Source organism: Nitrincola schmidtii, assembly GCF_008973715.1.
Lineage (GTDB): Bacteria > Pseudomonadota > Gammaproteobacteria > Pseudomonadales > Balneatricaceae > Nitrincola > Nitrincola schmidtii.
Genome location: NZ_WBOL01000001.1, coordinates 63,648 through 76,160, shown reverse-complemented (window position 1 = coordinate 76,160; position 12,513 = coordinate 63,648). Strand labels below are relative to the sequence as shown.

Sequence of the window (12,513 nt, the reverse complement as noted above, 5' to 3'; positions counted from 1 at the left end):
ATGTCCGTTCTGATTAATAAAGACACTAAAGTCATCTGTCAGGGTTTCACTGGCGGTCAAGGTACTTTCCACTCAGAGCAGGCGATTGCTTACGGTACCAAAATGGTTGGCGGTGTTACGCCAGGCAAAGGTGGTACTGAGCACCTAGGTCTACCTGTATTCAATACGGTTGCTGAAGCGGTAGAAGCGACAGGCGCACACGCATCTGTTATCTACGTACCTGCTGCTTTCTGTAAGGATTCTATCCTTGAAGCGGCTAACGGCGGTATCAAGCTGATCGTTTGTATCACTGAAGGTATCCCAACACTAGACATGTTGGAATGCAAAGTGAAGTGCGACGAGCTAGGTGTTCGTTTGATCGGTCCAAACTGCCCAGGTGTGATCACCCCAGGTGAATGTAAGATCGGTATCATGCCAGGTCACATCCATTTACCCGGTAAAGTCGGTATCGTTTCACGTTCAGGTACCCTGACCTATGAAGCGGTTAAGCAAACGACTGATGCTGGCTTCGGTCAGTCTACCTGTGTCGGTATCGGTGGTGACCCAATCCCTGGTTCTAACTTCATCGATATTCTGGAATTGTTCCAGAACGATCCACAGACTGAAGCGATCGTTATGATCGGTGAGATCGGTGGTTCTGCTGAAGAAGAAGCAGCGGCTTACATCAAAGATCACGTCACTAAGCCTGTCGTATCTTACATTGCGGGTGTTACTGCTCCTGCGGGTAAGCGTATGGGTCATGCGGGCGCGATCATCTCTGGCGGTAAAGGTACTGCTGATGAGAAGTTTGCTGCACTGGAAGATGCTGGCGTTAAAACTGTACGTTCACTGGCTGATATCGGCAAAGCACTGTCAGAAATCACTGGCTGGGCAATGAAGTAATCATTGCTTAATCCTGAAAATCGCCCGCTTTTGCGGGCGATTTTATTCGGGTATGCGATAAGGCTCTGTAGTAATCCCCGCTAACCGCTGTCCATGCATCTCAACCATTCCGCTGTAACGTTCATCGCCTGTACTGGTAAATTCGAATTTATAATTTCTTCGCAACACCACGCTTCCTGAGTGTTGATCACGCTTAAAATTGATCTTTTTTAAGGCCACGCTTTGATCAAGCAGCTGTAATCCTTCTCGATCGCAATAACGTTTGACGGCCACCAGAGCGATTTCACGCATCTTCAAGTTTTGCCACCAGAGCAATGCTAGGCTAGCAATGACACAGATCCAAATAACCGCCTTTAAATCAAACCACATCAACTTGCTCCTGGGTGCTAACAATACACAGATCATATCACCAAGCAGGCATTAACACCTATGGGATGACAATACCTGACAAAAATAGTAAGGTATAAATCAACGAATGACTAAGATTTAAAAAACGGAGACGGGAATGCAAATGCTGCGCACATTGGACAAGCTTAATGTTGATAATAGCTATGCGCGTTTGCCTGAACATTGGTTTCAACGAACCTCACCTAAACCCCTCAAAAATGCCCATTTGATCAGTTTTAACCCCCGTGTTGCCCGCCATCTAGATTTAGATCCGTGTCAGTGCAACCCCGATCAGTTGGTTAACTATTTTGCTGGCTTACAGCCTTTGCCTGGTTCTTCACCCCTGGCAATGAAATACACAGGACATCAATTTGGTCATTATAATCCTGACCTAGGAGATGGGCGGGGACAGTTGCTAGCTGAGGTGATTAATCAGCGCGGAGAGCGTTGGGATCTTCACTTAAAAGGGGCAGGGCAAACTGCTTTTTCTCGTTTTGGTGATGGTAAAGCGGTGTTAAGGTCCAGTATTCGTGAATATTTAGTCAGCGAGGCCATGGTGGGTTTAGGTATTCCCACCACTGAAGCCCTATGCTTAATTGGTAGTGAAGAATACACATCGCGTTTAGGCATGGAACCCTGTGCAATGTTGCTGCGTGTCACCCAGTGTCATATTCGCTTTGGGCATTTTGAATGGCTTTACTATACCAAGCGCCATGATGAGTTAAAGCAGTTGGCTGATTACGCTATACAGCGCTTTTATCCCGAAGCCTTACAGGCAGACAATCCCTATTTAGCCTTCTATCAAATGATTCAGGCCAAAACAGCGTCATTGGTCGCCTATTGGCAGGCCTACGGCTTTGTGCATGGCGTATTAAATACAGACAATATGTCGATACTGGGTGAAACCTTTGACTATGGACCCTTCACCTTTTTAGATGCATACGAGCCCGATCATATTGCCAATAAAAATGATGATGCGGGACGTTATGCCTTTTTCCGTCAACCGGCCATCGTACATTGGAATCTTGCCTGTTTGGCGCAAGCTTTACTGCCCTTAGTAGAGCGTGAAGCGTTAGAAGCAGAACTGGAAACCTTTATGAATCAATTTGAAGTACAGTTGCTTCAGCGTCGAAAAGCACGCTTGGGATTGCTGACTACTCATCCCGATGATGCAGCATTAATAGAAAAGCTGTGGAATCTGTTTAAGCAAAACCGTACCGATATCACTCGATTTTTTAGTGCGATTGCAGATCTGTCTACAGAACAGCTAAGCATTGAAAATCTTACAGAATTTACTCAGAGTTCAGAGCAGCACTGGGATGCTTGGTTGAAAACCTATCAGCAACGAATTGCATTGGAAATGGCCAGTGAACCGATTCGCCAGCAACAGCTTAGATCTGTTAATCCTCGCTATCTTTTGCGAAATTATATGGCAGAAGAAGCGATACGCGAGGCAACCCAAGGAGATTACCGTCTCGTCAATCAACTGCTACCTGTATTGCGCCATCCTACTGAAGCGCATCCACACTTGCAGCGTTATCAAGAAGCACCCCCCGATTGGGCTAAAGCCATCTGTCTAACCTGTTCATCTTAGTGGAGTTATCTAAGGTTATACTTTAGACTAAACAGCTAGATCTATTGGAGCCTTCACATGCTTGAGCTGCAGTCATTTTTGGAGCATAACTGGTTAAACTTACTGGCCTTAGTTTGGTTTTTGGTCTGTTTTAATGGCTATATGTTTTACGCTCGCGTTAAAAGTTACACCACGCCTTGCTTAGCCAGTGTATTGCACATCTATCGTACCGAATGGATGCGACGGATGTTGGCTCGAGATAACCGTATTGCGGATACCACCGTTATCTCTAATTTGGAAAGAAGTGTCTCCTTTTTTGCCAGTACGACGATACTGGTGATGGCGGGTATTTTGACCGTCATGAGTTCGACCGATCAGGTCATCAACCTAATTAAAGATCTTCCATTTGCGATGCAAGCAACACGGCAAGAGTGGGAGTTAAAACTGTTAGTGATGTTGCTGTTGTTTGTGTATGCCTTCTTTAAGTTTACCTGGAGTCTGCGTCAGTATGGTTTTGCCTCGGTGATGATTGGTGGTGCACCCATGCCGGAAGAGGATTTAAGTGCGAAGGAGTTAGAAGCACACGCAGCGCGTGCGGCGAAAATGGCTTCCATGGCTGCGAACAGCTTTAACATAGGGTTGCGCACTTACTATTTCAGTATTGCTGTCTTGAGTTGGACAATTAATCCCTGGATGTTCATGTTTCTCAGTGCGGTGATTGTTTATGTGTTGTATCGACGCGAATTTAAATCCTCGACCTTAAAAACCCTGATGATGAGCTCAGAACTCAATCGTCCTGTCATATCTAAAGTAGATAATGGCACGCGTTGACTTGAAACTTTGAAAACTGCCCCTATATCAGACCCAGTGCAAAGGCATTCATCGCCTTGATGATCGTCCATCAAACAGGAGTCTGAGACAAAAATGAGTACAGAAACCCAGAAAGAAACCCTTGGCTTTCAGACAGAGGTCAAGCAACTCCTGCACTTAATGGTGCATTCGCTCTATTCTAATAAAGAAATTTTTCTGCGTGAGCTAATCTCCAACGCCTCCGATGCAGCAGAAAAGTTACGTTTTGAAGCGCTGGAAAAGAGTGACCTCTACGAAGGTGACTCTGACCTAAAGATTCGTATCAGCTTCGATAAAGAAGCGAAAACCGTTAGCATCGAAGATAACGGTATCGGCATGAGCCGTGAAGAAGTGATTGATCATCTGGGTACGATTGCTAAATCCGGTACGGCCAGCTTCCTGAATAATCTAACCGGTGATAAAAGCAAAGACAGTCAGTTGATCGGACAGTTTGGTGTCGGTTTCTACTCTGCCTTCATTGTCGCTGATCAAGTGGATGTGTTTACTCGCCGTGCGGGCGCAGCGATTACCGATGCGGTTCACTGGTCATCCCGTGGTGAAGGTGAATTCACGATTGCCTCAACTGAAAAAGCGGGTCGTGGTACGCGTATTGTGTTGCACCTGAAAGACGGTGAAGAAGAGTTCGCCGATAGCTGGCGTTTACGTAGTCTCGTTCGTAAGTATTCTGACCATATCGCATTCCCTGTGATGATGGAAAAAGAAGCGATGCCTTCTGCAGATGATGAAGAAGAAACCAAGGACGTTAAGCAAGCGCCCGAGTTTGAGTCTGTAAACAGTGCCACCGCGTTGTGGACACGCAGCAAAGGTGATGTGAAAGACGAGGAATACAAAGAGTTCTATAAGCATATCTCTCACGACTACAGCGACCCGATGACCTGGTCGCACAACAAGGTGGAAGGTACGTTAGAATACACCAGCTTACTCTATGTGCCTGAACACGCGCCATATGATATGTGGAACCGTGAAGCACCGCGTGGACTGAAACTTTATGTTCAGCGTGTTTTCATCATGGATCAAGCAGATCAGTTCCTGCCGCTATACCTGCGCTTTATCAAAGGTGTGGTGGATAGCAATAACTTGTCACTTAACGTGTCGCGTGAAATTCTGCAAAAAGATCCTAACGTTGACAAACTTCGCAGTGCATTAAGCAAGCGCGTGTTAGATATGCTGTCCAAGTTGGCGAAGGATACTGAAAAGTATGCGGCTTTTTGGAAAGAATTTGGTCAGGTACTCAAAGAAGGTCCTGCTGAAGACTACGCCAATAAAGAAAAAATCCTCAAGCTGTTGCGCTTTGCCTCAACCCACACGGGTAATACTGAGCAATCTGTTAGCCTAGAAGATTATGTGTCTCGCATGAAAGAGGGACAAGAAAAAATCTATTACGTGGTAGCGGATAACTACAATACCGCTAAGAGCAGTCCTCACTTAGAGATCTTCCGCAAAAAAGGCATCGAAGTGTTGTTGTTAACCGATCGTATTGACGATTGGATGATGAGCCAGCTATTCGACTTCGAAGGCAAGTCTTTCCAAGATGTCACCAAAGGTGAGCTGAATCTAGGTGAAGTCGAGTCAGAAGAAGAGAAGAAACAGCAGGAAGAAACCGCTAAGCAACTGGAAAGTCTGCTAGAGCGTTTGAAGCCAGTGCTAGAGCAGCGTGTTTCTGATGTTCGCGTCACTCATCGTCTAACAGATTCACCTGCCTGTTTGGTGCTGAACGATTACGACATGGGTATGCAGATGCGTAAGATCATGGAAGCGGCTGGTCAGAAAGTCCCTGACACTAAACCGATCTTTGAAGTCAATCCAGAGCATCCATTGATTGTTAAGTTAGATCAAGAAGCGGATGAAGCTCGTTTTGCAGATCTGGCAATGATTCTATTGGATCAAGCGGATCTTGCAGCAGGGGGTCAGTTAGAAGATCCTGCAGCCTACACCACTCGTTTGAATAAGCTTTTATTAGAGCTCAGCGCTTAATCAATAAGGCTTAAATCACGGCAGTGTCAACCGAGAAGTGTTTCGCTTCTCGATTGACGCTGCCTTTTTTATTCCAGTTAAAAGTCTGCTATTTATCATCCTTGGCTGCCTAGCCACGTTAATCCTGTCTGCAGTTTTAAATCGCACTCGATTTGTTCGCCACTCTGGTTTATCCTTGAGTTAAAGTCATTTTAACTTGTCAGGATATTCTTATGAAAAAAATCATCGCCCCTGTTGTACTTGGCTTACTGTTAGGTAGTGGTGTTGCCCATGCTGAAATTGAAGCAATTGTGGATAGACACTGTCAGGCTTGTCATGATGCTGGCTTGGCTGGTGCACCTAAAATGGATGATGCTGACAACTGGGCTCCACGTATTGCCACTGGCGTAGATGCTATGACACAAACGGTTATCAGCGGTAAAGGTGCCATGCCACCTAAAGGAACCTGTTTTAATTGCACAGATGATCAACTTCGAGCCGCTGTTGAAGTGATGATAAGTCGTCTGAAATAGCTTTAAGCTTTTTAACAGAACCTGCCCAAGGAGATACAGGCATGTCTGATCAACAGATGACGCTGAAAGATTCCTTTGATGCACTCTTGTCCCTGAGTTCTGATCTGGTGCTCGTGGTAGAAGAGGAAATAGTCACTCGCGTCAGTCCTGGCGATGAAGATTGGTTAATCGTCAATGAGTTAATAGGTAAGCCCTTAGAGGATATCTTTCCTGCAGACTATTTAACCCTCATTCGTGGTTATATCGAAACGGCTCGTCAACACGGGCAGGTAGTAAAGAATGAATTGGTTTTTCGACCAGATCATCAACATGCTTTAAAAGCGATGGGTTTAAAAGAGGTAATCTGGTTCCACAGTCGAATGATTGTCACCGAGTCAGAGCAGCTAATCTGGTCCTTGCGTAATATTAACGATCGTAAAAAACTAGAGCGTCGCATCACCAGTCAGGCTCAACGTGATCCATTAACCGGTGCCTATAACCGACGTGCGTTAATGCCGCTATTGGAACAGAATCTGGCTCAAGCTCAGCGTTATGATGGTGTATGCAGCGCTTTGATCGTTGATATAGATGACTTTAGTGGCATCAATGACCAACATAGCTGGGATGGCGGTGATCAATTATTAAGACATATGGTAACTGAGTTGCACCGTATGAAACGTACCGCTGACTTTTTAGCAAGATTCAGTGATGATCAGTTAATTTTGGTGCTACCAGAGACGAATCATGAACAGGCTTTACTGGCGGGTGAGCGTGTACGGCGTTTAGCTAACAGCCTAGAGTTGCCTTACGCTTCTGGCAATATCCATTGTACCGTCAGTGTGGGTGTTGCGACGTTGGCGGGTCTTGAAGATACTGCTGAAGACATGCTCAGACGTATTCAGGAAAACCTTGCGGTTGCTCGCCAAAGTGGTGGTGATCGTGTTGAAGGTGAATCTTTCTGAAGTTAAGCACTTTTAAAGATAAGTCCGGCTTCTACATAAATCGCCCGCCAATGCGGGCGATAATTTATTAACTCTTCAACTCTGTAATACGTTCCAACACATCACAACTTAGCAATCAGTTCTTCCATTTCTGCATCTGTCCCTATGGTAATGCGCAGAAATTGATTAATGCTGGGTTTAGTGAAATGCCTTACCAAAATATTCTCGTTACGTAACGCCTGCATCAGCTCTTTAGCATCCCTCTCTGGATGAGAAACGAAAATGAAGTTGGCGCAGGATGGCAATACTCTAAAGCCTTTAGCAAGTAAAGCTTCTGTGGTTTTCTCACGTGTTTCAATGATGCGCTGACAGGTTTCTTCAAAGTAGGCATCATCTGACACGGATGCAGTAGCGGCTTCAATAGCCAGCATATCTAACGGGTAAGAGTTGAAGCTATTCTTAACGCGTTCAAGGCCATTGATCAGATCTGAATGTCCAAAGGCAGCACCAATTCTCATGCCAGCTAATGATCGTGATTTAGAGAAGGTGTGTGAAACAAGTAGGTTAGGGTAGCTATCGATCAATGAAATAGCACTTTCGCCACCAAAATCGACATAAGCCTCATCAACAAGTACGACAGTATCAGGATTATCTTTCAGCAACTTCTCGATACGGCTCAGTGGTAATGCGATACCTGTGGGTGCGTTAGGATTGGCGAAAATAATACCGCCATTCTTCTGAGCATAATCATCCAAATTGATTTCATAATTGGCATTCAGGGGGATGCGTACTGCATTGATATTCAATAGGTCGCAATACACTTCATAAAAACTATAGGTAGTTTCTGGCATCAACAATGGAGCGTCATGACGAAAAAATGCCATAAACGCTAACGCAAGAACTTCGTCAGAACCATTGCCCAAAAATACCTGATTAGCATCAAGGTTATGATAATCCGCTAAAGCAGTTTTAAGCTTGCTTGCTTCTGGATCTGGATAAAGACGCAAACGATCCATAGAGAAGTCATGTATGGCTTTAACCACGCTAGGTGAGGGCGGGTAGGGGTTCTCGTTGGTGTTCAGCTTAATCAGATTGAGCACCTTGGGTTGTTCACCGGGTGTATAAGGCACCAGGGAGCGTATAGCAGGGCTCCAGAATTTGCTCATGAGTCGATATGTCCTGACAAAGTAATGTAAAAGATGCGAGATTTTAGCAGATCTAATATAACAGATACCACTTAACCCTTTTACATTACGTTATGAGCGATCGAGTGGACCAACATCAAGCATTGGGGCTGCGTCAATCGAATCGGCGCCTAACAGGGAAGAGATGCGCTCTAACGAAGCGACAATCATCGACTGTTCCCATTCTTGCATCTCTTCAAAGGCATTGATTAAACGATCTTGAAGGGTGGCAGGGGCCGACTTTAATAGGGCCAAGCCTTCTCCAGTCGGGTAGACCAGTACTTTACGTTTGTCTTCTTGGCTTCTCACGCGAGTGGTTAGCTGTTTCTTCTCCAGTCTATCAAGAATACTGGTCACCGTTGCTTGGGTCAGGTTCATCTGATTAGCCAGTGCGCCGACGGTCATAGGGCCTTGCATATGGAGTACTTGCATGGACATTAACTGCGGCATGGTCAACCCAGTTACGCGACTCAGTTGTTTATCGTGCAATTCGGTTGCGCGAATAATCTGTCGCAACAACACCAGCACATCCTGACTTTTCTGCATAAGTGTTTCCAGTTCTTTAGCATTGCAGTGGTATAAGTCGCTATTTTGAGGCTTTTCATAGTGGTAATGCAAATAGATAAGCGTTACCTCCTTTTAATTACTTTGTAATGCAATACGATATACTATTCGTATATTTTATGCAAAAAAGCCATAAATTAGTCGATTAAAGCCATTAATAGACAAAAGTAGTAGATTTTATACATAGGTTTGCAAAGTAATTGTCAGTGTGTTTATAATAATTGCATAGTATTACAAAATATTAAGGAAGCAATGAATAGTCATACAACGAGTAAAGCGATAGCAGAAATGTCAGTGACGACTTTCCGCAAACCCGTTTCAACGGATGGTCAGCCTCTAAATGAACTGGTAGACCGCTGTCCACCGCTGGACACTAACTCGACTTACTGCAATCTGCTTCAATGCACCCATTTCGCTGATACCTCGATAGCGGCGACCAATGGTGATGATAAGCTGGTTGGGTTTATCTCTGGCTATATACCGCCATCACGCCCTAACACCTTGTTTGTGTGGCAGGTGGCCGTCGATGCCAGCTGTCGTGGTCAAGGTTTAGCGTTGCGTATGCTGATGGCGTTAATTGAACGCTGTCGTAGCGAGAAGTCGATTCACTATATCGAAACGACGATTACACCCGGCAATACTGCATCTGAGGCATTGTTTAGCCGTGCATATCAGCAGTTGAATGCACCCATAGAGAAGACAGTGTTGTTTAGTCGCAAAGCCCACTTCGCTGACCAGCATGATGATGAAATGCTATGGCGTGGTGGTCCCTTGAAGGATCCGTTGAGTAAATCCTGATCCCTCATCCTTACCTTTTTCATACAGAATTTAATAATAGTAGGAGTTACAATGAATATTTTTGAACAGGTTGAATCTGATGTACGTACTTATTCACGTTCATTCCCTGTCGTGTTCAAAAAAGCCAAAGGTGCATCCTTGTTTACCGAGGATGGCAAGGAATATGTTGATTTCCTAGCCGGTGCTGGAACCTTGAATTATGGTCACAACCATCCCGTTCTTCAGCAAGCACTCGTAGATTATGTATTGTCTGATGGCATCACCCACGGTCTGGATATGTTTAGTGCGGCTAAACGAGACTTTTTAGATGCTTTCCATGAAATTATTCTAAAGCCACGCGGCATGGGTAAATTCCGTGTTCAGTTTACTGGGCCTACTGGTACCAATGCCGTTGAAGCGGCACTGAAATTAGCTCGTAAAGTGACGGGCCGTAGTGAAATCGTGTCTTTTACCAATGGTTTTCATGGTGTATCCGGTGGTGCGCTTGCGTGTACCGGTAATGAACATCACCGTGGCGGTATGGGTGCCAGTCTAGCTGACGTCACACGCATGCCATTTGATGGCTATATGGGTGAAGGTGTGGATACCACCGAATACCTTGATAAGGTTCTGTCGGACCCGAGCAGTGGTGTGGATCATCCTGCTGCTGTCATTGTCGAAACCATTCAGGGTGAGGGTGGCTTGAATGCGGCTTCATTTGAATGGCTGCGTAACCTGGAAAAAGTCTGCCGCAAGCATGAAATGCTACTGATTGTGGATGATATCCAATCAGGCTGTGGTCGTTCAGGTCATTTCTTCAGCTTTGAAAAAGCAGGCATCAAACCTGATATTGTCACCTTGTCAAAATCGATTAGTGGTTACGGTTTGCCTTTCGCACTGACGATCTTCCGTGAAGAGTTAGATCAGTGGTCACCAGGTGAGCATAACGGTACTTTCCGTGGAAATAATCATGCTTTCGTAACGGCGACAGCGGCTTTCAAAACCTTCTGGAAAGATGACACCTTTGCCGCAGAAGTGCGCCGCAAAGCTGAAAAATTACGTGCGGGTCTAACCACCTTGATCAATAAGCATGGTAAAAACAGCATGATCTTAAAAGGTCGTGGTTTGATGAGCGGCATAGAATGCCCTAACGGCGAACTCGCTGATCGTGTCACCAGTATCGCGTTTGAGAAAGGTTTAATCATCGAAACCAGTGGTGCTCATGGTCAGGTCGTGAAATGCCTGGTACCGCTCATCATCAGCGATAAACAGATCGAATTTGGTCTGAGTGTGTTGGATGAAGCTTTCTCAGAAGCCTTATCAGAAGGCGAGCGTAAAGCCTCTTAAACACTTATTTTCTGACGTCACTAGCACCAAATTTAGCGAGGTAAACTAACCCGACACCTGTCTGGGAAAGGAATTACTATGCATACTGTTGAAAAAATAGGCGGCACATCAATGAGCCGTTTCAGCGAACTGATGGATACCATTTTAATCGGTAACCGTCAGGGCGCAGCCCTGTATAACAGAATCTTTGTGGTATCGGCTTATGGCGGTATCACTAATCTGTTACTCGAACATAAAAAGACTGGCGAGCCGGGCGTTTATGCTCGATTCGCCGAAGCAGAGAATGAACTGGCCTGGAAGGAAAACCTAGAGCAGGTTCGCAAAGAGATGCTTAGCAAAAATGCAGAACTCTTTACCGGTGAAGATCGTCATAAAGCTGATCAGTTTATTCTAGAGCGCATTAAAGGCGCCGAAAACTGCATGGAAAATCTGCAAAAGCTCTGTTCAGTAGGACATTTCCAGTTAGAAGATCACCTGCTTAGAGTGCGCGAAATGTTGGCATCCTTGGGTGAAACGCACAGTGCTTTTAACTCTGTGCTGGCGCTGAACAATGCCGGTGTCAATGCACGGTTTGTGGATCTTTCAGGTTGGCATCAAGAGCATCCTCTGAGTTTTGATGACATGATCAAAACCCATTTTGAAGACATAGATCTCACTCGCGAGTTACCCATTGCGACAGGGTACGCGCATTGCAGTGAAGGGGTGATGCGAACCTTTGATCGTGGCTACAGTGAAATGACCTTTAGTAAGATTGCCACCATTACCAATGCTCATGAAGCGATCATTCATAAAGAATATCACTTAAGCAGTGCAGATCCTGCTGTGGTGGGTCTAGATAAAATTGTGACCATCGGTCGGACCAATTATGACGTAGCAGATCAGTTATCCAACTTAGGGATGGAAGCCATCCACCCTAAAGCTGCCAAGGGTTTGCGACAGCAAGAAATACAACTGCGAATTAAAAATGCTTTCGAACCCTACCACTCTGGTACGGTGATCAGCACCGACTACCGAAGTGCTGAACCCTGTGTCGAAATCATTGCCGGTCGACGCAATGTCTTTGCCATCGAGATTTTTGACCAAGATATGCTCGGTGATAGCAATTACGATATTGAGTTGGCTCGATTACTTCATCAATTGAAGTTGTATATCGTCAATCGTGACTCAGATGCCAACAGCATTACTTACTACGTTGCTGGATCTCGCAAAATGGTTAACCGTGCCATGCGTCTTATTCGAGAGGCGTATAGTGGTGCAGAAGTTAATCTACAGAAAGTAGCGATTGTTTCAGCCATTGGCTCAGATTTGAAAGTATCGGGTATTTTGGCTAAAACCGTGTCCGCCTTAGCCGATGCAAAAATAAGCATCCAGGCGCTGCACCAATCGATGCGACAGGTTGAAATGCAATGTGTGGTGAACGATGAAGACTATGAAAGTGCGGTCAAAGCGTTGCATCACGCCTTAATAGAAAGGGAAGAACATGGCGATGTGATCTGCGCCGCATAAATTTTCGCTCGCGGAGT

12 protein-coding genes are annotated in these 12,513 nt (G+C 45.3%); 9 read left to right on the top strand and 3 right to left on the bottom strand.

Annotated elements, in window-relative coordinates; genetic code table 11:
• Positions 1–882, top strand: coding sequence for a succinate--CoA ligase subunit alpha (sucD, locus tag F7R24_RS00305; protein WP_151669249.1), 882 nt, complete (start codon positions 1–3; stop codon positions 880–882).
• 42 nt (positions 883–924) lie between these two features.
• Here the strand turns inward: sucD and F7R24_RS00300 are convergent, their stop codons facing one another.
• Entirely contained in the window at positions 925–1,251 is a 327-nt protein-coding gene (locus tag F7R24_RS00300; RefSeq protein WP_151669248.1) for a DUF3301 domain-containing protein, read from the bottom strand.
• A gap of 136 nt (positions 1,252–1,387) precedes the next feature.
• On the opposite strand from F7R24_RS00300, the gene F7R24_RS00295 reads away from it, so the two are divergent.
• The 5 genes from F7R24_RS00295 to F7R24_RS00275 all read left to right on the top strand — a co-directional run bounded on the left by F7R24_RS00295 (position 1,388) and on the right by F7R24_RS00275 (position 7,139).
• Positions 1,388–2,863 (top strand): protein adenylyltransferase SelO, encoded by a 1,476-nt coding sequence (locus tag F7R24_RS00295; RefSeq protein WP_151669247.1) that lies wholly within the window; start codon positions 1,388–1,390, stop codon positions 2,861–2,863.
• 57 nt (positions 2,864–2,920) lie between these two features.
• Entirely contained in the window at positions 2,921–3,673 is a 753-nt protein-coding gene (locus F7R24_RS00290; protein ID WP_151669246.1) for a DUF599 domain-containing protein, read from the top strand.
• Positions 3,674–3,766: 93 nt separating this feature from the next.
• A complete protein-coding gene (htpG, locus tag F7R24_RS00285; RefSeq protein ID WP_151669245.1) occupies positions 3,767–5,686 on the top strand; it encodes a molecular chaperone HtpG in 1,920 nt (639 codons plus the stop codon).
• A 212-nt stretch (positions 5,687–5,898) separates the two neighbouring features.
• Entirely contained in the window at positions 5,899–6,198 is a 300-nt protein-coding gene (locus tag F7R24_RS00280; RefSeq protein ID WP_151669244.1) for a c-type cytochrome, read from the top strand.
• Between the two features lie 41 nt (positions 6,199–6,239).
• The gene (locus F7R24_RS00275; protein WP_151669243.1) at positions 6,240–7,139 is read left to right on the top strand and encodes a GGDEF domain-containing protein; all 900 of its coding nucleotides are present in this window, start codon (positions 6,240–6,242) and stop codon (positions 7,137–7,139) included.
• 101 nt (positions 7,140–7,240) lie between these two features.
• Here the strand turns inward: F7R24_RS00275 and hisC are convergent, their stop codons facing one another.
• Together hisC and F7R24_RS00265 are read right to left on the bottom strand one after the other, a co-directional pair.
• Positions 7,241–8,284, bottom strand: a complete 1,044-nt coding sequence (gene hisC, locus F7R24_RS00270; RefSeq protein ID WP_151669242.1) for a histidinol-phosphate transaminase — start codon at positions 8,282–8,284, stop codon at positions 7,241–7,243.
• A 90-nt stretch (positions 8,285–8,374) separates the two neighbouring features.
• Positions 8,375–8,848: a MarR family winged helix-turn-helix transcriptional regulator gene (locus F7R24_RS00265; protein WP_151669241.1), complete on the bottom strand. Its 474-nt coding sequence runs from the start codon at positions 8,846–8,848 to the stop codon at positions 8,375–8,377.
• A 270-nt stretch (positions 8,849–9,118) separates the two neighbouring features.
• Between F7R24_RS00265 and ectA the strand changes: the two genes are divergently transcribed.
• From ectA to F7R24_RS00250, 3 genes are all read left to right on the top strand, one after another.
• Positions 9,119–9,664 carry a diaminobutyrate acetyltransferase gene (gene ectA / locus F7R24_RS00260; protein ID WP_240775918.1) on the top strand — a complete coding sequence of 182 codons (546 nt, stop codon included), beginning with the start codon at positions 9,119–9,121 and terminating at the stop codon, positions 9,662–9,664.
• Between the two features lie 51 nt (positions 9,665–9,715).
• Positions 9,716–10,990: a diaminobutyrate--2-oxoglutarate transaminase gene (ectB, locus tag F7R24_RS00255; protein WP_151669240.1), complete on the top strand. Its 1,275-nt coding sequence runs from the start codon at positions 9,716–9,718 to the stop codon at positions 10,988–10,990.
• Between the two features lie 78 nt (positions 10,991–11,068).
• On the top strand, positions 11,069–12,496 hold the full coding sequence (locus tag F7R24_RS00250; protein WP_151669239.1) for an aspartate kinase: 1,428 nt from the start codon (positions 11,069–11,071) through the stop codon (positions 12,494–12,496).
• The last annotated feature ends 17 nt before the right edge of the window (positions 12,497–12,513 follow it).

Excerpts from the sequence above, each read along its gene's own strand:
- sucD (WP_151669249.1), top strand. The coding sequence starts at position 1 with ATGTCCGTTCTGATTAATAAAGACACTAAAGTCATCTGTCAGGGTTTC.
- F7R24_RS00300 (WP_151669248.1), bottom strand. The coding sequence starts at position 1,251 with ATGTGGTTTGATTTAAAGGCGGTTATTTGGATCTGTGTCATTGCTAGC.
- F7R24_RS00295 (WP_151669247.1), top strand. The coding sequence starts at position 1,388 with ATGCAAATGCTGCGCACATTGGACAAGCTTAATGTTGATAATAGCTAT.
- F7R24_RS00290 (WP_151669246.1), top strand. The coding sequence starts at position 2,921 with ATGCTTGAGCTGCAGTCATTTTTGGAGCATAACTGGTTAAACTTACTG.
- htpG (WP_151669245.1), top strand. The coding sequence starts at position 3,767 with ATGAGTACAGAAACCCAGAAAGAAACCCTTGGCTTTCAGACAGAGGTC.
- F7R24_RS00280 (WP_151669244.1), top strand. The coding sequence starts at position 5,899 with ATGAAAAAAATCATCGCCCCTGTTGTACTTGGCTTACTGTTAGGTAGT.
- F7R24_RS00275 (WP_151669243.1), top strand. The coding sequence starts at position 6,240 with ATGTCTGATCAACAGATGACGCTGAAAGATTCCTTTGATGCACTCTTG.
- hisC (WP_151669242.1), bottom strand. The coding sequence starts at position 8,284 with ATGAGCAAATTCTGGAGCCCTGCTATACGCTCCCTGGTGCCTTATACA.
- F7R24_RS00265 (WP_151669241.1), bottom strand. The coding sequence starts at position 8,848 with ATGCAGAAAAGTCAGGATGTGCTGGTGTTGTTGCGACAGATTATTCGC.
- ectA (WP_240775918.1), top strand. The coding sequence starts at position 9,119 with ATGAATAGTCATACAACGAGTAAAGCGATAGCAGAAATGTCAGTGACG.
- ectB (WP_151669240.1), top strand. The coding sequence starts at position 9,716 with ATGAATATTTTTGAACAGGTTGAATCTGATGTACGTACTTATTCACGT.
- F7R24_RS00250 (WP_151669239.1), top strand. The coding sequence starts at position 11,069 with ATGCATACTGTTGAAAAAATAGGCGGCACATCAATGAGCCGTTTCAGC.